A 19,057-nucleotide genomic window follows, 5' to 3' on the forward strand; every position below is an offset into this window, starting at 1 on the left:
ACGCTCGCGAGGAGTACACGTGCGCGCCTCTGCCCGCATATCCCCCAAGCTCCGCCGCCGCCTGCTCGTTCCGGCCGCCCTGGCCGGAGCCCTGGCGTTCTCCCCCGTCTCCGCCCCCGCCACGCTGGCCGCCGCCCCCACCGGCGCCGAGCAGTGTGCCGAGGAGGGCGCCGGCGCCCCCGCCGGCGCCCGCGTCGCCCGGCCGCACGACAAGCACGCCGACGAACCCAACGAGGTGACGGAGGCCCAGGTCAAGGCCATGGACGCCGACCTGGCCAAGAAGCTCTCCCAGACGGGCCCGCAGCGCCAGATGCGCGCCGCCGAGGCGACCGCCGCCACGACCGTCCCGGTCTACTTCCACGTCATCCACAACGGCACCCAGGGCAAGCTGTCCGCCGCGGACATCAGCAACCAGCTCGCCGTCCTCAACGCCGCCTTCGGCGGCCAGGGCACCGGGAACGTCAACGCCGGCTACCAGTTCCAGCTGGTCTCCACCGACTACACCGACAACGCCGCCTGGTACGGCGTCTCCCACGGCTCGCAGGCCGAGAAGGACATGAAGAACGCCCTGCGCAAGGGCGGCTCGAACGCGCTCAACGTCTACACCGCCGACCTCGGCGGCGGCCTGCTCGGCTGGGCGACCTTCCCGAGCTCCTACGCCTCGCAGCCGAAGATGGACGGCGTCGTCCTGCTCAACTCCTCGCTGCCGGGCGGCTCCGCCGCGAACTACAACGAGGGCGACACCGCGACCCACGAGGTCGGCCACTGGATGGGCCTGTACCACACCTTCCAGGGCGGCTGCAACGGAAGCGGTGACTCCGTGGCCGACACCCCGGCCGAGAAGAGCGCCGCGTACGAGTGCCCGACCGGCCGCGACAGCTGCGCCAGGAAGGCCGGCGCCGACCCGATCCACAACTTCATGGACTACACGTACGACTCCTGCATGTACCAGTTCACCGCCGGCCAGGTGGCCCGCATGAACAGCATGTGGACCGCATACCGCGCCTGACCCGTCCGACCGCGCGCGAGGGGCGGGGCACCGGTTCCCCCGGTGCCCCGCCCCTCGCCGCCTCCCCCGCCCCTACAGGCTGTCCAGGAAGCCGGCCGCCGCCTTCCACGCCTGCTCCGCGGCCTCCGCGTCGTAGTCCTCCAGTCCCGGGTCGGTGAACAGGTGCCCGGCGCCCGGGTAGCGGTGCACCTCGACGTCCGCGCCGGCCCGCTGCATCCGCAGGTACCAGGCCGTCAGCCAGTCGTGCGGCTCGAACGGATCGGGGTCGGCCACGTGCAGCTGCACCGGCAGCCCGTCCACGGACGCGTCCTCCCCCAGGTCGGCCGTGCCGTGCAGGAGCAGCAGCCCGCGCGCCTTCTCGTCGGCCAGTGCCAGGTGCTGGGCGACCGACCCGCCGAAGGAGAAGCCCGCATAGACCAGCCCGCGGTCGGAGTACGGGGCGGCCGCCGCCACCGCGCGCCGCAGCAGCTCGTCCCGGCCCAGCTCGTCCCGGTGCGCCACGCCCTCCTCGACGGTCTCGAAGGTGCGCCCCTCGAACAGGTCCGGCACCTGCACCTCGTGGCCGGCAGCGCGCAGCCGCCCGGCCGCCTCGTGCACCGCGGGCCGCAGCCCGTACGTCGAATGGAAGAGCATGATGTCCATGTCTCCCATCGTGCCAGTTTCCGAGCGCGTGTTCCGGTTACCCGGAAGGCCATGGACACGGACACCCTTCTCCGGCCCCTCCTGTACGCCTGCGGCGCACTCGCCGCCACCCTGGCCGCCGGGTGGCTGCTCGACGTGCTGCTGCGCCGCGCCGCCGCCCGGCCCGGCGACACCCCGCTGTGGGTGATGCTGCGCCGCTGCCGCCGGCCGTTCCGCCTCGCGCTGTGCGCGCTCCTGCTGCGCGGCACCTACCGGCAGGCCGGGATCCTGCCCGACCACTCCCCCGCCGTGGGCCGCACCCTGACCCTCGTACTGATCGCCTCGACGGCCTGGCTGCTCACCGGCATCGCCACCGCCGTCGTGGACGCCGCGTACGCCCGCTACGCCGGCCGCACCTCCGACCAGGCCCGGGTCCGCCGGGTCCGCACACAGGTCACGCTGATCCAGCGGGTGGTGACGGCCGCCGTCGTGGTGGTCGCCGCGGCCGCCATGCTGCTGACCTTCCCGGCCATGCGGGCCGTCGGCACCTCCGTCCTGGCCTCCGCGGGCCTCATCGGCATCGTCGCCGGCATCGCCGCCCAGTCCTCGCTGGGCAACCTGTTCGCCGGCCTCCAGATCGCCTTCGGCGACACCGTCCGCATCGGCGACACCGTCGTCGTGGACCGCGAGTGGGGCACCGTCGAGGAGATCACCCTCACCTTCCTGGTGGTCCGCACCTGGGACGAGCGGCGCATCACCATGCCCGTGTCGTACTTCACGGCCAAGCCGTACGAGAACTGGTCCCGCGGCGGCGCCGAGATGACCGGCACCGTCTTCTGGCACCTGGACCACAGCGCCCCCGTCGACGCCATGCGCCGCCAGCTCCGCCGGATCCTCGCCGAAGTCCCCGCATGGGACGGCCGGGCGTCCGACCTCGCCGTGACCGACACCACACCGCACACGATCGAGGTCCGCGCCGTGCTCACGGCGAAGGACGCCTCCGACGTGTGGACGGCCCGCTGCGCGGTCCGCGAGCGCATGCTGGCCTGGCTGGTGGAGCACCACCCGTACGCCCTGCCCCGCATCGCGACCACCGCCGCCGTCCCGCCGCCCGCCGACCGGACCGGCGGCGGCGCGGCCGCGGAGGGCGCCACCGCCGGCGCCCGCGCCTGACCCCGGCCGGCCCCCGGCCCGCTACGGCGCCCGCAGGCTGCGGACGTCGAGGTGGAGCAGCACCCGGTCGACGACCTCCGGGTCCGCGCCGGGCTCGCTGCGCGCCGCCAGCACCTCGTGCCGGGCGGCGGACAGCATCTCCCGCCCGGCGGCGGTGGTCACGAAGACCAGCGCCACCGCGAGCAGCAGGATCGGCCGGACGTTCGCGGCGAACTGCCGCCAGGAGGTGCGCTGCGCGGAGGCGTACAGCAGGGGCGGCAGCACCAGCGGCAGGATGTACTCGGGCGGGATGTCGACGTTCGGGACGGCGGGCACGAGGGCGAGCACGGCCCCGGCCAGCGTCATCAGGACGGGCGCCGGGAGCCCCAGCCGGTCCCCGAGGGGCACCGAGACGACCGCCCCGAGCAGCAGCACGAACAGCAGGGCAAGCTGATCCACTCCCCCACCCTGCCGGCCCGCGGCCGGGGGGCCGGGGGCCGGGGATTCAGGGCCTGGCGCCGCGGGCGTCCAGCGTGCGCCGCATCGCGCAGTGGGCGATGCCCGCCTCCTCGTACGCGGGGCCGTACGGCTCGTAGCCGAGCCGCTCGTAGAAGCCGAGGGCGTGGACCTGTGCGCCGAGAGTGACCGCGGTCAGCCCGAGCCGGGCGGCCTCCGCCTCGATCGCCCGGACCAGCGCCGCCCCGACGCCGAGGCCGCGGGCGGGCGCGGCGACGGCGAGGCGGCCGAGCGAGCCGGCTGCCGGGTCGCCGGTCTTGCCGAGGGCTGCCGGGCCGTGCAGCAGCCGGCCGGTGCCGAGCGGGGTCCCGTCGGCCGCGACGGCCAGGACGTGGACCGCGGCCGCGTCGTAGGCGTCGTACTCGACGGACTCCGGTACGGACTGCTCGACGACGAACACCTCCGTGCGCAGCGCGAAGCAGGCCTCCAGGTCCTCCGGCGAGGCGGCGCGCCGGACCGTGAACGGGGCGGGCGCCGCGGCGGGGTCCGGCACGTCCGTCACTCGCTCTCGGCGCGGATCACGTCCAGGGCGTGCTGGAGGTCCGCCGGGTAGCCGCTCTCGAACTCGACCCACTGCCCGTCGGCGGGGTGCTCGAAGCCGAGGCGCACGGCGTGCAGCCACTGGCGGGTCAGCTTCAGCCGCTTGGCGATGGTCGGGTCGGCCCCGTAGGTGAGGTCGCCGACGCAGGGGTGCCGGTGGGCGGACATGTGGACGCGGATCTGGTGGGTGCGCCCGGTCTCCAGCTTGATGTCGAGCAGGGAGGCGGCGCGGAAGGCCTCGATCAGGTCGTAGTGGGTGACCGACGGCTTGCCGTCCTGGGTCACGGCCCACTTGTAGTCGGCGCTGGGGTGCCGGCCGATCGGGGCGTCGATGGTGCCGCTCATCGGGTCGGGGTGGCCCTGGACGAGGGCGTGGTAGCGCTTGTCGACGACGCGCTCGCGGAACTGGTTCTTCAGCGAGGTGTAGGCGCGCTCGGACTTGGCGACGGCCATGAGGCCGGAGGTGCCGACGTCGAGGCGGTGCACGATGCCCTGGCGCTCGGCGGCGCCGGAGGTGGAGATGCGGTAGCCGGCGGCGGCGAGGCCGCCGATGACGGTGGTGCCGGTCCAGCCGGGGCTCGGGTGGGCGGCGACGCCGACCGGCTTCATGATGACCACGATGTCGTCGTCGTCGTGGATGATCTCCATGCCGGGGACGGGCTCGGCGACGACCTCGACGGGGCGCGGCGGGGCGGGCATCTCGACCTCGAGCCAGGCGCCGCCGTGGACGCGCTCGGACTTCCCGACGACGCTGCCGTCGACCGAGACCTTCCCCGCGGCGGCGAGCTCGGCGGCCTTCGTCCGGGAGAAGCCGAACATACGGGAGATGGCGGCGTCGACGCGCTCGCCTTCGAGGCCGTCGGGTACGGGCAGGGTGCGGATCTCGGGAATCGTGCTCACCCGTCGAGTATGCCGGACTCGGCGGGGCCCCGGTCCCGGCCCCGTCAGTCCTTGTGGACCGTACCGTCCGGGTCGAGTCCCCGGAAGGACAGCAGGACGATCAGGATGCCGCCGCAGACGATCGCCGTGTCGGCGAGGTTGAAGACGGCGAAGTGGGCGGGCGCGATGAAGTCGACGACGGCGCCGCGGAACACGCCCGGCGAGCGGAAGATCCGGTCGGTGAGGTTGCCCAGCGCCCCGCCGAGGAGCAGGCCGAGCGCGATCGCCCACGGCAGGCTGTACAGCTTGCGGGCCAGCCGGACGATCACGACGATCACCGAGGCGGCGATCACCGTGAAGAGGATCGTGAAGGCCTCGCCGAAGCCGAAGGCCGCGCCCGGGTTGCGGACGGCCTCGAACCGCAGCAGGTCGCCGATGATCCGGATGGGCGGCTGGTGCTCCAGCTCCGCCACGACGACCATCTTGGTGCCCAGGTCGAGCAGGTAGGCGATGGCCGCGACGACGAGCAGCGCCGCGATCCTCCGGCGCCCCCTGGGCGCCTCGGGCTCGGGCTGGGCTTCGTCCCCGACCTCCGGCGTACCGATGATGCGCTCCGCCTCTGCCACGTGAGTCCCTCGAACTAGCTCGAACCGGTTCCCGCCAGGTTCCGGGGACCCTGACGAGACACGAGGGTACGTCAGGGTCCGCCGCCCGCGCCGCCCGGGACGGCTCCCCGGGTGCGGGAGGGGCTCTCCGGTGGTGCGTCCGGCACTAGTGCCGCCGCTCCTGCTTCTGCTTGCAGTCCACGCAGAGGGTGGCGCGGGGGAAGGCCTGCATGCGGGCCTTGCCGATGGGCTTGCCGCAGCTCTCGCACAGGCCGTAGGTGCCGGCGTCGAGGCGCTCCAGGGCGCGCTCGGTCTGCTCCAGCATCTCGCGGGCGTTGGCGGCGAGCGCCATCTCCGACTCGCGGGTGATGTTCTTGGTGCCGGTGTCGGCCTGGTCGTCGCCGGCGCCGTCGCCGGAGTCCCGCATCAGGCCGGTGATCGCCTCGTCCGAGGCGTGCAGCTCGTCGCGCAGCCGTACGGCCTCGTCGGTCAGCCCGGTGCGGGCCTCGGCGACCTCGGCCGGTGTCCACGGGTCCTCGCCCGGCCGTACGGCGAGCTCGCCGGGGGCGGCGGGGGCCGCGGTGGCACCCGCCGGCATCCCGCCGCCGACGACGGCGTCGGCGGTCTTCCTGGCTGTGCCGGTGCTCTTCTTGGCAACCACTTTCCGGGCTCCCGTCTGTCGCGCGGCCTGGGCCGCCGCCTCGGCCCCGGCCGAGGCGGCCGCGGCCTTCCTCGCGGCCGCGGCCGTCCTGCGGGCCGCGGCCGGCTTGCGGGCGGCCTTGCCGACAACCTGCTCGGGAGGACTCCCGGCGGTCTTCTTCGCCACCATGGCCGCGGCCCCTTCACATACTGTGACCTTGCTCGCGCATCGTGCCGGAACGATAAGTCGGCTCCCGTCGCGCGGCAACGGGGCACGCGCCCGCCGAGCCGACCTGCATCCGTTGTGCCCAGCCGGGAGCCCGGTAATCCGCCCCGCCCGGCCCGCCGCCGCCCGCGCCGGCGCACCGGGCCGTTCGGGTCACGCGCCCTGCCGGGCCGGCCGGGCCGCGCGGACACCGCAAAACCGGTCCGCCCCGCGGCGCCCCGCCCCGTACACTGGCCCCAGCGAAAGGCATGGACGGGGACGAGTAGCGTCGGACGCAGCCGTGAGCGACCCGGGGACGGTGAGAGCCCGGGGGCGAGCGCGACGTGAAGGATCACCCCTGAGCCGCCGGAAGAAAGCCGCCACGGCTCCGCGCGCGGAGTCCCGTACGGCAAGTAGAACCGGCTTCGCACCTCAATGAGGGGGCCGCCGGACCCGTCCGGAGGCCAAGGAGGGTGGTACCGCGGGAGCACGTCCCCGCCGCGGGGGCGGCAGGCTCTCGTCCCTCCGGACGGAAGTGCAGACCGCCGGAGGAAGAGCCCAGCCCCATGACGACACCGCCCCAGTACCGCCCGGTACCCGCCCAGGTCGACCTGCCCGCCCTCGAACACGCCGTTCTCGACTTCTGGCGCGAGAACAAGACCTTCGCCAAGACCCTGGAGCAGTCCGAGGGCCGCCCGGAATGGGTCTTCTACGAGGGCCCGCCCACCGCGAACGGCATGCCCGGCGCCCACCACATCGAGGCCCGCGTCTTCAAGGACGTCTTCCCCCGCTTCCGCACCATGCGCGGCTACCACGTCGCCCGCAAGGCGGGCTGGGACTGCCACGGCCTGCCCGTCGAGCTCGCCGTCGAGAAGGAGCTCGGCTTCAACGGCAAGCAGGACATCGAGGCGTACGGCATCGCCGAGTTCAACGCGAAGTGCCGCGAGTCCGTGACCCGGCACACCGACGCGTTCGCCGAGCTGACGACCCGCATGGGCTACTGGGTCGACCTGGACGAGGCGTACCGGACCATGGACCCCGAGTACGTGGAGTCCGTGTGGTGGTCGCTGAAGGAGATCTTCAAGAAGGGGCTGCTGGTCCAGGACCACCGCGTCGCCCCCTGGTGCCCGCGCTGCGGCACCGGCCTGTCCGACCACGAGCTGGCCCAGGGCTACGAGACGGTCGTCGACCCCTCCGTCTTCGTCCGCTTCCCGCTGACTTCCGGCCCCCTCGCCGGCGAGGCCTCCCTCCTCGTGTGGACGACGACCCCCTGGACCCTGGTGTCCAACACCGCGGTGGCCGCCCACCCGGACGTGGAGTACGTCGTCGCGACCGACGGCACCGAGAAGCTGGTCGTCGCCCGCCCGCTGCTGGAGAAGGCCCTCGGCGAGGGCTGGGAGGCGACCGGGCAGTCCTTCACCGGCCGCGAGATGGAGCGCTGGGGCTACGAGCGCCCCTTCTCCCTCGTGGAGTTCCCCGAGCCGGCGCACTACGTCGTCAACGCCGAGTACGTCACGACCGAGGACGGCACGGGCCTGGTCCACCAGTCCCCCGCCTTCGGCGCCGACGACCTCGCGGTCTGCCGCGCGTACGGCCTGCCCGTCGTGAACCCGGTCCGCCCCGACGGCACCTTCGAGGAGGACGTCCCGCTGGTCGGCGGCGTCTTCTTCAAGAAGGCCGACGAGAAGCTGACCGCCGACCTCGACGCCCGCGGCCTGCTCTTCCGGCACATCGCCTACGAGCACAGCTACCCGCACTGCTGGCGCTGCCACACCGCGCTGCTGTACTACGCGCAGCCGTCCTGGTACATCCGCACCACCGCCGTCAAGGACGCGATGCTGCGGGAGAACGGGAGGACCAACTGGTTCCCCGAGTCGGTCAAGCAGGGCCGCTTCGGCGACTGGCTGAACAACAACATCGACTGGGCGCTGTCCCGCAACCGCTACTGGGGCACCCCGCTGCCGATCTGGCGCTGCGAGGACGGCCACCTGACGTGCGTCGGCTCGCGTGCCGAGCTGTCCGAGCTGTCGGGCGCCGACCACTCCGGCCTGGACCCGCACCGCCCGTACATCGACGACGTCACCTTCCCCTGCACCGCCGAGGGCTGCGCGCACACCGCGGTCCGCGTGCCGGAGGTGATCGACGCCTGGTACGACTCGGGCTCGATGCCGTTCGCGCAGTGGGGCTACCCGTACAAGAACAAGGAGGTCTTCGAGAAGCGCTACCCGGCGCAGTTCATCTCGGAGGCCATCGACCAGACCCGCGGCTGGTTCTACACGCTGATGGCGGTCGGCACCCTGGTCTTCGACAAGTCCTCGTACGAGAACGTGGTCTGCCTCGGCCACATCCTCGCCGAGGACGGCCGGAAGATGTCCAAGCACCTGGGCAACATCCTCCAGCCGATCCCGCTCATGGACCAGCACGGCGCCGACGCGGTGCGCTGGTTCATGGCGGCCGGCGGCTCCCCGTGGGCGGCCCGCCGCGTCGGCCACGGCACGATCCAGGAGGTCGTCCGCAAGACGCTCCTGACGTACTGGAACACCGTCGCCTTCCAGGCCCTGTACGCCCGCACCTCCAACTGGGCGCCCTCCGCGGCCGACCCGGCGCCGGCCGACCGCACGGTCCTGGACCGCTGGCTGCTGTCCGAGCTGAACACGCTGGTGGCCGAGACCACCGAGGCGATGGAGGCGTACGACACGCAGCGGGCGGGCAAGCTGCTGTCGGCCTTCGTGGACGACCTGTCGAACTGGTACGTGCGCCGCTCGCGCCGCCGGTTCTGGCAGGGCGACGCGGCGGCGCTGCGCACCCTCCACGAGGTCGTCGAGACGGTCACGCGCCTGATGGCCCCGCTGACGCCGTTCATCACGGAGCGGGTCTGGCAGGACATGGTCGTCCCGGTCGCCCCGGACGCCCCGGAGTCCGTCCACCTGTCGACCTGGCCGGTCGCCGACACGTCCGCGATCGACCCGGTGCTGTCGCGGCAGATGCAGCTGGTGCGCCGCCTGGTCGAGCTGGGCCGCGCCACGCGCGCCGAGTCGGGCGTCAAGACCCGCCAGCCGCTCTCGCGGGCCCTGGTGGCCGCGGCGGGCTTCGACGCGCTGTCGCCCGAACTCCAGGCGCAGATCACGGAGGAGCTGAACGTCTCCTCCCTCGCCTCGCTGTCCGAGGTCGGCGGCTCCCTGGTCGACACCACGGCGAAGGCCAACTTCCGGGCGCTCGGCAAGCGTTTCGGCAAGGGCGTCCAGGACGTGGCCAAGGCGGTCGCCGCGGCGGACGCGGCCGCGCTGTCGCTGGCGCTCCGCTCCGGCGAGGCCGCGGTCGAGGTGAACGGCGAGACGGTCGTCCTCACCCCGGAGGAGGTCATCATCACGGAGACCCCGCGCGAGGGCTGGTCGGTCGCCTCGGACTCGGGCGCGACGGTCGCCCTGGACCTGGAGATCACCCCGGAGCTGCGGCTCGCGGGCCTGGCCCGTGACGCGATCCGCCTGATCCAGGAGGCCCGCAAGAACTCCGGCCTGGACGTCGCGGACCGGATCGCGCTCCGCTGGACCGCGGCCGACCCGGAGGTCGTGACCGCGCTGACCGGCCACGCGGACCTCATCGCGGAGGAGGTCCTGGCCACGGACTTCGCCGAGGGCGAGGCCGACGGCACGTACGGGGAGGCGTTCACCGACGAGTCGCTGACGCTCTCCTTCCGCCTCCGCAAGGCGTAACGGCACCGGAAGCAGGCAGCGGCGCCCTCCCCGATCGGGGAGGGCGCCGTTCTTTCGTTCGAGGCACGCAGCGGGGCGGACCGGATTCGAACCGGCGTCCTCCCTCTTGCCGAGAAGGCGCGACGACCTCTGCGCTACCGCGCCGCTGCGCGCGGCCCACTGTAGCGGCGGGCGGGCGCGCGGAACGGGCCGGGCCCGGGTTCCGTGGGGAACCCGGGCCCGGCCCGTGCTGACTGCCTGCCGGCCGCTGGGCGGCGGGCCTACGTCAGTTGTCGTCCTCGTCGATGAGGAAGCCGCGCATCGGGGACGGCGCCTGCATGGGCGAGGGCCCTGCCGGCCGCACCGGAGCCATCGGCTGCGTCATGGCGGGGGACATCTGCTGCTGTCCGCCGTACGACGGGCCGCCCATCGGGGAGGGGCCGCCCATCGGGGACGGTCCGCCCATGCCCATGGCACCGGCCGGGGCCATCGACGGGGAGGGCGACGCCGGCAGCGCGGGGCCCGCGGGGTTCCGCGGCGGGGCCAGGGAGTCGTCGGCCTGGGTCTCCAGCTGGCGCAGCTGGGACTCCAGGTAGGACTTCAGGCGCGTGCGGTACTCGCGCTCGAAGCCCCGCAGGTCCTCGACCTTGCGCTCCAGCGTGGCGCGGGCGGACTCCAGGGAGCCCATCGCGACGCGGTGCTTCTCCTGGGCGTCCCGCTCCAGCGCGTCGGCCTTGGCGCGGGCGTCGCGCTCCAGGCCCTCGGCACGGCTGCGCGCCTCGCCGACGATCTTGTTGGCCTCGGAGCGGGCCTCGGCGATGGCCTGGTCGGCGGTCTGCTGCGCCAGCGACAGGACGCGGGCGGCGCTGTCGCCGCCGGGGCCCTGCTGCGGGAGCTGCGGCTGCTGGCCCATGGGCTGCATCTGCTGGCCCATCGGCTGCATGGGCTGACCCATCGGCTGCATCTGCTGGCCCATGGGCTGCATCTGCTGGCCGAGCGGGTTCTGGCCGCCCATCGACTGCTGGCCCATCTGCTGCATCGGCTGGCCCATCGGCTGCATGGGGCCGCCCATCGGGCCGGGGCCGCCGGGGCCCTGCGGGCCGGGGCCGCCGGGACCGGCGGGAAGCTGCGGCTGGCCGCCCGGGAGCTGCGGCGGGCCCATCTGCGGCGGGCCCTGCTGGGCCGGCGGGCCGGATATGGCGGCGGGCACCGGGGCGCCGGGTCCGCGCTGGTCCTGGGGCTCCGGCTTGCGCATGCCCTGCTGCTGCTGGTTCTGCGCGGCGGCGCGCGTGGCCGCGGCCAGCTTGGCGCGCAGGTCCTCGTTCTCGCGCAGCAGGCGCGTCAGCTCGGCTTCGACCTCGTCGAGGAAGGCATCGACCTCGTCCTCGTCATAGCCTTCTCGGAGGCGGACGGTCGTGAACTGCTTGTTCCGCACGTCCTCGGGAGTCAGCGGCATGTCTTCTTCACCTCTACGTAGTCGTCGGCAGTCGGCAGGACCGTATCGGGACTGTCCCCGCGCTCGCGGGAAAGCTCATCGTTCACACGCTTCTCGCAGCGGTGCTCACGAAGCTGATGAGGATGTAAACGATGATCATCAGAACGAAGAAGGACAGGTCCAGTGCCACGCCCCCGAGACGCAACGGCGGAATGAACCGCCGGAGAAGCTTGAGCGGCGGATCGGTCACAGTGTAGGTCGCCTCCAGGACGACCACCATCGCCTTGCCGGGTGTCCATGAACGTGCGAACTGGAAGACGTAGTCCATCACCAGTCGGAAGATCAGCACGATGAGGAAGCACATCAGCGCGATGTAGACCACCTGTAGTGCGACACCCATCCCGTGCTTCCCTCTCCCCTGCTCTCGCCCTGCTCCCGGCCCCGTGTCTGACGGATCGGTCTAGCTTTGGTTGAAGAACCCGCCCTCCGCGATGCGGGCCTTGTCCTCCGCCGTGACATCGACGTTAGCAGGCGAGAGCAGGAACACCTTCTGCGTCACTCGTTCAATGCTGCCGTGCAATCCGAACACGAGACCGGCGGCAAAGTCGACAAGTCGCTTCGCGTCGGTGTCGTCCATCTCCGTGAGGTTCATGATCACCGGAGTGCCCTCACGGAAGTGTTCCCCGATGGTACGGGCCTCGTTGTAGGTCCGGGGGTGCAGCGTCGTGATGCGGTACGGCTCCCGCTCGGAGACGACCTTGGGCATGATCACGGGGGCGTTCTTCTCCAGGTTCGTGCGTTCAGGTGTGATGGATGCCACGGGGGCGATTCGCGCAGGACGTCCGCTTTCCACCGGGGACGGGACGGGTTCCCGTTGCGCCGGAGGCTGTACGGCTCGTACCGGTTCGTCCGTTACGGGCGTTTGGTGCGCGGGCTGCTGGCGCCGGCGGTCCCGCTCCGGTTCCGGCTCGGGTTCGAACTCGTCATCGGGGTCGTACCCCGGGTTGTCGTACCGGTCGTCCTCCACGAGGCCGAGGTAGACCGCCATCTTGCGCATCGCGCCGGCCATTCTCCGAGTCCTCCGCTCTGTGGTGGATCGCCCTGTCGCAGGTGTGTCGTCGTGTCACCAAGGTCACCAACTGCCCGCGATCCACGTGGCCTGCCCGCTCACCAGCGGGAATGACCATATTTTCTGCTGTGGTCCGACTTTCTTCGCGACGTTACCCGAGCCGGGGTCTCGCGCCGAGTACCGCGGTGCCGACGCGTACATGTGTCGCACCGGCCGCCACGGCCTCTTCCAGGTCCGCGCTCATCCCGGCCGACACCATCGTGGCAGCCGGATGGTCCGCGCGCAGGCGGGATGACAATTCCACCAGCCGCTCGAACGCGGCGCGTTCGCGTCCCGCGTAGGGCCCCGCCAGCGGGGCGACGGTCATCAGGCCGTCGAGCCGCAGCCCGGGCGCCGCGGCCACGAGGTCCGCCAGTTCGCCGAGCTGCTCCGGGGCGGCGCCGCCCCGGCCGCCGCGCTCGCCGGACTCCGCGTCGAGGGCGATCTGGACGAGGCAGCCGAGCTCCCGGCCGGCCTGTCCGGCCGCCGCCGACAGCGCCGTCACCAGCTTCGGACGGTCCACCGACTGCACGACATGGGCGTAACCGGCAACGGAACGGACCTTGTTCGTCTGCAACTGGCCCACGAAGTGCCAGGTGAGCGGCAGATCCGCACAGGCCGCCGCCTTGGGCGCGGCATCCTGGTCCCGGTTCTCCGCCACGTGGCGGACCCCGAGCTCCGCCAGCAGTCGTACGTCGCTCGCGGGGTACGTCTTGGTGACCACGATCAGGGTCACCTCCCCGCGGTCGCGGCCCGCGGCCGCGCACGCGGAGGAGATCCGCTCCTCCACGCGCGCGAGGTTCGCCGCGAGTTCCGCCTTACGATCCGTCATCACCTAGTCCAACCAGACATATCCGGCAAGCCGCCCGGTCACCCGGTCGCGGCGGTACGAGAAGTGGTCCCGCGACTCCAGTGTGCAGACCGGGGAGCGGTGGCGGTTCACCACCCCCGCCTCCGCGAGCTGGGCGTGCACGCCGGCAGCCACGTCGACGGCGGGAGTGCCCCAGCTCGTCTCGGACCGGGCGGCCGGGACCGCGGCCGCGACCTCGTCCCGCATCGCGGCCGGCACCTCGTAGCAGCGGCCGCACACCGCGGGGCCCGTGCGGGCGATGATCCGGCCGGGCTCCGCGCCCAGCGCGGCCATCGCCTCCAGCGCCGCGGGGACCACCCCGGCGACCAGGCCGGGGCGCCCGGCGTGGGCGGCGGCCGCGACCCCCGCGACGGGGTCGGCGAGCAGGACGGGGGTGCAGTCCGCGGTCAGCACCGCGAGGGCGAGGCCGCGGCGGCCGGTGGCCACGGCGTCGACCTGCGGGACCTCGGCGCCGGCGGCCCAGGGGCCGGTGACGGTGGCCACGTCCCGGCCGTGGACCTGGTTCATCCAGACCACGGCCTCCGGTGCGAGGCCGAGGGACTTCGCCGCGCGTGCCCGGTTCGCGAGAACGGCGGCCGGGTCGTCTCCGACCGCGCCGCCGAGATTGAGCTCCTCGTACGGAACGGCGCTCACCCCGCCCCACCGGTCGGTGAAGGCGAAGTGGGCGCCGTTCTCGGTGTGCTGCCCCGGTGTCACTTCAAGAAGTCCGGGACGTCCAGCTCCTCGGCCGGGCTGTCCTGGTAGGGGCGGGCCGTCGGGACCTGCGGTGCGGGGGCCGGCGGCTCGGGCGCGGGGGCCGGCTCGGCCGGGGCCGGGGGCTCCTCGCGCGGGGTGACCGTGCCGAGTCCGCCGAAGGCCGGGCGGACCGGCTCGGGGGCGCGGACGGGGACCGGCGCGGGCTCCTCGCGCTTGGTGGACGCGGCGCCGATGACGTTGTCGCGGCGGGCCGGCGGCTGGCCGCCGTCGAAGCCGGCGGCGATGACGGTGACGCGCACCTCGTCGCCGAGGGCGTCGTCGATGACGGCGCCGAAGATGATGTTCGCCTCGGGGTGGGCGGCCTCGCTGACCAGCTGGGCGGCCTCGTTGATCTCGAAGAGGCCGAGGTCCGAGCCGCCGGAGATGGACAGCAGGACGCCGCGGGCGCCGTCGATGGACGCCTCCAGCAGCGGGGAGGAGATCGCCATCTCGGCGGCGGCCACGGCGCGGTCGTCGCCGCGGGCCGAGCCGATGCCCATGAGGGCGGAGCCGGCCTCGGACATCACGGACTTGACGTCGGCGAAGTCGAGGTTGATGAGGCCGGGGGTGGTGATGAGGTCGGTGATGCCCTGGACACCCGAGAGCAGGACCTGGTCGGCCGACTTGAAGGCGTCGAGCACCGAGACCTGGCGGTCCGAGATGGACAGCAGCCGGTCGTTGGGGATGACGATGAGGGTGTCGACCTCTTCGCGGAGCTCGGCGATGCCGTCCTCCGCCTGGTTCGCGCGGCGCCGCCCCTCGAAGGTGAACGGGCGGGTGACGACGCCGATCGTCAGGGCGCCGAGCGAGCGCGCGATGTTGGCGACGACGGGGGCGCCGCCGGTGCCGGTGCCGCCGCCCTCGCCGGCGGTGACGAAGACCATGTCGGCCCCCTTGAGGACCTCCTCGATCTCCTCGCGGTGGTCCTCTGCCGCCTTGCGACCGACTGCCGGGTTGGCTCCGGCGCCGAGCCCCCGGGTGAGTTCGCGGCCGACGTCGAGCTTGACGTCGGCGTCGCTCATCAACAGGGCCTGTGCGTCCGTGTTGATGGCGATGAACTCGACGCCCTTGAGACCGACCTCGATCATTCGGTTGATGGCATTGACACCACCGCCGCCGACACCGATGACCTTGATGACTGCGAGGTAGTTCTGCGGTGCTGCCACGTCGAAGGCCTCTCGCCTCGAGTTACGTGTCGCCGCCTCGCAGGCCTGCGGTGCGACGACTGATGCCGAAATGTGGGACGGTCCGAACGCGCCGACCCGAACCCTAACCCTGAAGTTTAGGGTTAAGTATGTGCCTGTTCCCTGGACTCTTCCGAACAGGACACTAAGTCGACAAGTAGCGCGTGTTCAACGAACACGCCGAACCTCCCGTTTTTCTTTTCACCCTATGTGATCACCCGTATCGGTGGCCAACCAGGGTGCGCCGCTGTTCGACCGGGCGTCAACTCCCGGACACGGCAGGGGCGGTGGGGACGCTGACGTCGAAGTGCCCAGCCCCGGGTGCGGCCTTGAGGAGGGCGGTCAGCGCACGGCCCTTCGCCGCCCCCTGCTCGCCGCTCCCCCACACGACCTTCCGCCCGCCCGTCAGCTCCAGCACCACCGAGTCGTACGAGGCGACCCTGACCTGCACGGTCTCCTTGGCCACGGGCGCCGGCAGGCCCCCGGCGACCCCCACCGCCTCGCGCAGCAGCCGCTCCTCGTCGAAGCGGCGGCCGCTCGGCGAGCGGGAGGCGTCGAGGGCCAGGAGGGGGACGCCGGCCGGTGCTTTCGCAACCGTGTCGAAGCGCACACCCGAAGCGTCCACTTCCACGAAGTTGGCGTCCTTTTTGATGAGCAGGACGGGTTTGCGCTCTGTCACTTCCAGACCGATTCCGCGCGGCCACGACCGCTCCACTTCGACCGAATCGACACGGGGCAGCCGGGCCCGTACGCGGCGTTCGATCTCGTCCGTGTCCACGCCCGCGAGCGGGGCGCCGACGGGCACGGCCGCCGCGGCCAGGACCTGCTCGGCCGTCAGCACCCGGGTGCCGGCGGCGGTGACCTCCTCGACGCGGAACCACGAGGAGCCGTACAGCACCCAGCAGGCGCCGCCGGAGAGCAGCACCGCCGCGAGGGCGAGGGCCGGCAGCCGGCCCCGGCCGCGCAGCCGCCGGACCAGGCGCCGCACCCGGGGACCGGGGGCGGCCGGTCCGCCGCCCGCCCCCGCCGGCTTCGGCCGGCCCGACGGCCCGGAGGACTTCCCGGCCTTGGGGGCCTTGGATGCCTTCGGGGCGGTCTTGGCGGCCTTCGGGGGCTTCGCGGACCCGGGCGGCTTCGGCTGCTTCGGCCGGGCGGACTGCGCCGACTGCTCGGACGCCTTCGGCACCTTCGGCCGCACGGGCCGCCCGGGCGCCTCGGCCGCCCCGGAGGGGCCGGAACCCGGGCCGGAGCCGGGGCCCTTGCGGGCCGACCGGTCGGACCGGTCGGGGAACGGCGTCCCGCCCTGCGTGCTCCTGGCTCCGGCCACTGCTGTGCCTCCTGCGTCTGCGCTGTCCCGCCTCAGCGGTTCCTGTGGGCTGCGACCGCCTCGTACACCATCGCGACCAGCAGCTCGTCGGCGTCCCGGCGGCCGAACTCGGAGGCGGCGCGGGACATCTCGTACAGGCGGTGCGGGTCGGACAGCACCGGCAGGACGTTGCCGAGCACCCAGTCGGGCGTCAGCTCCGCGTCGTCGACGAGCAGGCCGCCGCCGGCCTTGACCACCGGCTGGGCGTTGAGCCGCTGTTCGCCGTTGCCGATCGGCAGCGGGACGTAGGCGGCGGGAAGCCCGACGGCGGAGAGTTCGGCGACGGTCATCGCGCCCGCGCGGCACAGCATCATGTCGGCGGCGGCGTACGCGAGGTCCATCCGGTCCACGTACGGTACCGGGACATAGGGCGGCATCCCGGGCATGTTGTCGACGTGCGGCAGTTCGTTCTTCGGACCGACCGCGTGCAGGATCTGGATCCCGGAGCGCTGGAGGGTCGGGGCGACCTGCTGCATCGTCTCGTTGAGGCGGCGGGCGCCCTGGGAGCCGCCCGAGACCAGCAGGGTCGGCAGGTTGGGGTCCAGGCCGAAGGCCGCACGCGCCTCGGGGCGGACCGCGGCGCGGTCCAGGGTGGAGATGGTCCGGCGCAGCGGGATGCCGACGTAGCGGGCGCCGCGGAGCTTGCTGTCGGGGGTGGAGACCGCGACGGCGTGCGCGTACCGGGAGCCGATCTTGTTGGCGAGGCCGGGCCTGGCGTTGGCCTCGTGGACGATGATCGGCACGCCGAGCCGCTTGGCCGCGAGGTAGCCGGGCAGGGCCACGTAGCCGCCGAAGCCGACGACGACGTCCGCCTTGGTCCGCTCCAGGATCTCCTCGGCCGCCTTGATGGTGCCGCGGAGCCGTCCCGGGACGGTGATCAGCTCGGGGGTGGGCTTGCGGGGCAGCGGGACGGCCGGGATCAGGCCCAGCTCGTAGCCGCGCTCGGGCACCAGGCGGGTTTCGAGCCCGCGCTCCGTGCCGAGCGCGGTGATGCCCACGGAAGGGTCCTGCCTGCGCAGGGCGTCCGCGAGGGCGAGCGCCGGCTCGATGTGGCCGGCGGTCCCCCCACCGGCGAGTACGACATGCACCGAATTTCACCGCTCTCCGGACGGACGCCTCGTGACGCGCCGTCTCATCGTCTTCCATCTCTGCCCGGTCCGCAGCCGGCCGTTCTTCGGCCGGCGCATCGCGAGCGCCGCGCGTGCGGCGGGCTCCTCCCGCGCGAAGGCGATGAGCAGTCCGACCGCGAACATGGTCGGCAGCAGAGCGGAACCGCCGTACGAGAACAGCGGGAGCGGGACCCCGGCGATCGGCAACAGGCCGAGCACCGCACCGATGTTGATCACGGCCTGGGCCGTGATCCAGGTGGTCACGCCTCCCGCGGCATACCGTACGAAGGAGTCCTCCGTGCGTCCGGCCACGCGGATACCCGCATAGCCTAGAGCCGCGAACAGGGCGAGTACCGACAGCGTCCCCGCCAGTCCCAGTTCCTCCCCGGTGATGGCGAAGATGAAGTCGGTGTGGGCTTCGGGCAGTTGTCCCCATTTTTCCACACTGGCACCCAGTCCGGAACCGAACCATCCGCCCGAGGCGAGGGCGTAGATCCCGTGGACGGCCTGCCAGCACAGGTCGTCTTTGCCCGGTTCCGTCGCGGCGATGCAGGACAGCCGGGACATCCGGTGCGGGCTGGTCTTGATCAGCAGTGCGATGATCACACCCGCGAAGGCGAGGACGCCCGCGAACAGCCGCGTCGGCGCCCCGGCCAGCCAGAGCAGTCCGAGCAGGATGGCCCCGAGGATCATCGCGGTGCCCATGTCCCCGCCGAGCATGATCAGGCCGAGCAGCAGGAACGCCACCGGCACCAGCGGCACCAGCAGGTGCTTCCACTGCCCCAGCAGCTCCCGGTCGCCCTTGCGGGCCAGCAGGTCGGCGCCCCACAGGATCAGCGCGAGCTTGCCGAACTCGCTGGGCTGGAGCATGAACGGGCCGCCGAGCGAGATCCAGTTCTGGTTGCCGTTGACCGCGACCCCTATCCCGGGGACCTGCACCAGGACCATCAGGAAGAGCGTCCCGGCCAGCACGGGATAGGACAGCGCCCGGTGCAGCTTCACGGGCATGCGCGAGGCGGCGAACAGCAGCAGCGCGCCGATCAGGGCCGCGAGGAACTGCTTCTTGAAGAAGTACGCGTCCCCCAGCCCCAGCTGGAGCGCCTTGATCATCGAGGCCGAGTAGACCATCACCAGGCCGAGCACGGTGATCAGCAGCGAGCTGCCGAAGATGAGGTAATAGGCGGTCAGCGGCCGGTCCCAGGCCCGGCGCAGCTGCTGCTGGGTGCGCCTGATCCGGGTCAGCGGCCCGCCGCCCGCGGGGCGCCGCAGGCCCGACGGGCGGCGGCGGCCCTGCGGTCTGAGGGCTGCGGCGCCCCGCGGGGACCGCGCCGGTTTCGCGGCGGGCGTCCGCCGCCCGGGCAGCACCTGTCTGGCCGGCATCTCGTGACCTT

17 protein-coding genes and 1 pseudogene are annotated in these 19,057 nt (G+C 72.8%); 3 read left to right on the top strand and 15 right to left on the bottom strand.

Annotated elements, in window-relative coordinates:
• Positions 1–19: 19 nt before the first annotated feature.
• Complete coding sequence (locus tag C0216_RS23385) at positions 20–1,009, top strand: zinc metalloprotease (RefSeq protein ID WP_246042662.1); 990 nt, start codon at positions 20–22, stop codon at positions 1,007–1,009.
• 72 nt (positions 1,010–1,081) lie between these two features.
• Here the strand turns inward: C0216_RS23385 and C0216_RS23390 are convergent, their stop codons facing one another.
• Positions 1,082–1,660 carry a dienelactone hydrolase family protein gene (locus C0216_RS23390; RefSeq protein ID WP_114057184.1) on the bottom strand — a complete coding sequence of 193 codons (579 nt, stop codon included), beginning with the start codon at positions 1,658–1,660 and terminating at the stop codon, positions 1,082–1,084.
• A gap of 42 nt (positions 1,661–1,702) precedes the next feature.
• Between C0216_RS23390 and C0216_RS23395 the strand changes: the two genes are divergently transcribed.
• Positions 1,703–2,803, top strand: coding sequence for a mechanosensitive ion channel family protein (locus C0216_RS23395; protein WP_246042663.1), 1,101 nt, complete (start codon positions 1,703–1,705; stop codon positions 2,801–2,803).
• Between the two features lie 147 nt (positions 2,804–2,950).
• On the opposite strand, the pseudogene C0216_RS23400 reads toward C0216_RS23395, so the two are convergent.
• From C0216_RS23400 to C0216_RS23420, 5 genes and pseudogenes are all read right to left on the bottom strand, one after another.
• Positions 2,951–3,241, bottom strand: a pseudogene (locus tag C0216_RS23400) (cation:proton antiporter); the annotation flags it as partial.
• Positions 3,242–3,287: 46 nt separating this feature from the next.
• Entirely contained in the window at positions 3,288–3,791 is a 504-nt protein-coding gene (locus C0216_RS23405; protein WP_114058863.1) for a GNAT family N-acetyltransferase, read from the bottom strand.
• A 5-nt stretch (positions 3,792–3,796) separates the two neighbouring features.
• Positions 3,797–4,738 (bottom strand): RluA family pseudouridine synthase, encoded by a 942-nt coding sequence (locus C0216_RS23410; RefSeq protein WP_114057185.1) that lies wholly within the window; start codon positions 4,736–4,738, stop codon positions 3,797–3,799.
• A 44-nt stretch (positions 4,739–4,782) separates the two neighbouring features.
• On the bottom strand, positions 4,783–5,343 hold the full coding sequence (lspA, locus tag C0216_RS23415; RefSeq protein ID WP_114057186.1) for a signal peptidase II: 561 nt from the start codon (positions 5,341–5,343) through the stop codon (positions 4,783–4,785).
• 145 nt (positions 5,344–5,488) lie between these two features.
• Complete coding sequence (locus C0216_RS23420; protein WP_428985454.1) at positions 5,489–6,151, bottom strand: TraR/DksA family transcriptional regulator; 663 nt, start codon at positions 6,149–6,151, stop codon at positions 5,489–5,491.
• Between the two features lie 581 nt (positions 6,152–6,732).
• Here C0216_RS23420 and ileS point away from each other — a divergent pair.
• Positions 6,733–9,879, top strand: coding sequence for an isoleucine--tRNA ligase (gene ileS, locus C0216_RS23425; protein ID WP_114057188.1), 3,147 nt, complete (start codon positions 6,733–6,735; stop codon positions 9,877–9,879).
• Positions 9,880–10,144: 265 nt separating this feature from the next.
• On the opposite strand, the gene C0216_RS23435 is transcribed toward ileS, so the two are convergent.
• The 9 genes from C0216_RS23435 to ftsW form a co-directional block, all read right to left on the bottom strand.
• The gene (locus tag C0216_RS23435; RefSeq protein WP_114057189.1) at positions 10,145–11,314 is read right to left on the bottom strand and encodes a DivIVA domain-containing protein; all 1,170 of its coding nucleotides are present in this window, start codon (positions 11,312–11,314) and stop codon (positions 10,145–10,147) included.
• Positions 11,315–11,396: 82 nt separating this feature from the next.
• Positions 11,397–11,693, bottom strand: coding sequence for a YggT family protein (locus tag C0216_RS23440; RefSeq protein WP_030155988.1), 297 nt, complete (start codon positions 11,691–11,693; stop codon positions 11,397–11,399).
• Positions 11,694–11,753: 60 nt separating this feature from the next.
• Entirely contained in the window at positions 11,754–12,362 is a 609-nt protein-coding gene (locus tag C0216_RS23445; RefSeq protein WP_114057190.1) for a cell division protein SepF, read from the bottom strand.
• Positions 12,363–12,513: 151 nt separating this feature from the next.
• A complete protein-coding gene (locus C0216_RS23450; RefSeq protein WP_114058864.1) occupies positions 12,514–13,233 on the bottom strand; it encodes a YggS family pyridoxal phosphate-dependent enzyme in 720 nt (239 codons plus the stop codon).
• 3 nt (positions 13,234–13,236) lie between these two features.
• On the bottom strand, positions 13,237–13,968 hold the full coding sequence (gene pgeF, locus C0216_RS23455; RefSeq protein WP_114057191.1) for a peptidoglycan editing factor PgeF: 732 nt from the start codon (positions 13,966–13,968) through the stop codon (positions 13,237–13,239).
• Positions 13,965–15,173, bottom strand: coding sequence for a cell division protein FtsZ (gene ftsZ / locus C0216_RS23460; RefSeq protein WP_114057192.1), 1,209 nt, complete (start codon positions 15,171–15,173; stop codon positions 13,965–13,967). The genes pgeF and ftsZ overlap by 4 nt, the downstream gene beginning before the upstream one ends.
• Before the next feature lie 280 nt (positions 15,174–15,453).
• Positions 15,454–16,179, bottom strand: coding sequence for a cell division protein FtsQ/DivIB (locus C0216_RS23465; RefSeq protein ID WP_114058865.1), 726 nt, complete (start codon positions 16,177–16,179; stop codon positions 15,454–15,456).
• A 371-nt stretch (positions 16,180–16,550) separates the two neighbouring features.
• Positions 16,551–17,645, bottom strand: coding sequence for an undecaprenyldiphospho-muramoylpentapeptide beta-N-acetylglucosaminyltransferase (gene murG, locus C0216_RS23470; RefSeq protein WP_114057193.1), 1,095 nt, complete (start codon positions 17,643–17,645; stop codon positions 16,551–16,553).
• A gap of 6 nt (positions 17,646–17,651) precedes the next feature.
• A complete protein-coding gene (ftsW, locus tag C0216_RS23475) occupies positions 17,652–19,046 on the bottom strand; it encodes a putative lipid II flippase FtsW (protein ID WP_114057194.1) in 1,395 nt (464 codons plus the stop codon).
• Positions 19,047–19,057: the final 11 nt, after the last annotated feature.

This window comes from Streptomyces globosus (genome assembly GCF_003325375.1).
GTDB classification, from domain to species: Bacteria; Actinomycetota; Actinomycetes; order Streptomycetales; family Streptomycetaceae; genus Streptomyces; species Streptomyces globosus_A.

What these genes read in the sequence shown, in the direction of transcription:
- ftsW (WP_114057194.1), bottom strand. Translation starts at nt 19,046, where the DNA reads ATGCCGGCCAGACAGGTGCTGCCCGGGCGGCGGACGCCCGCCGCGAAA.
- C0216_RS23395 (WP_246042663.1), top strand. Translation starts at nt 1,703, where the DNA reads ATGGACACGGACACCCTTCTCCGGCCCCTCCTGTACGCCTGCGGCGCA.
- ileS (WP_114057188.1), top strand. Translation starts at nt 6,733, where the DNA reads ATGACGACACCGCCCCAGTACCGCCCGGTACCCGCCCAGGTCGACCTG.
- C0216_RS23450 (WP_114058864.1), bottom strand. Translation starts at nt 13,233, where the DNA reads ATGACGGATCGTAAGGCGGAACTCGCGGCGAACCTCGCGCGCGTGGAG.
- C0216_RS23435 (WP_114057189.1), bottom strand. Translation starts at nt 11,314, where the DNA reads ATGCCGCTGACTCCCGAGGACGTGCGGAACAAGCAGTTCACGACCGTC.
- C0216_RS23390 (WP_114057184.1), bottom strand. Translation starts at nt 1,660, where the DNA reads ATGGGAGACATGGACATCATGCTCTTCCATTCGACGTACGGGCTGCGG.
- C0216_RS23420 (WP_428985454.1), bottom strand. Translation starts at nt 6,151, where the DNA reads ATGGTGGCGAAGAAGACCGCCGGGAGTCCTCCCGAGCAGGTTGTCGGC.
- C0216_RS23440 (WP_030155988.1), bottom strand. Translation starts at nt 11,693, where the DNA reads ATGGGTGTCGCACTACAGGTGGTCTACATCGCGCTGATGTGCTTCCTC.
- C0216_RS23445 (WP_114057190.1), bottom strand. Translation starts at nt 12,362, where the DNA reads ATGGCCGGCGCGATGCGCAAGATGGCGGTCTACCTCGGCCTCGTGGAG.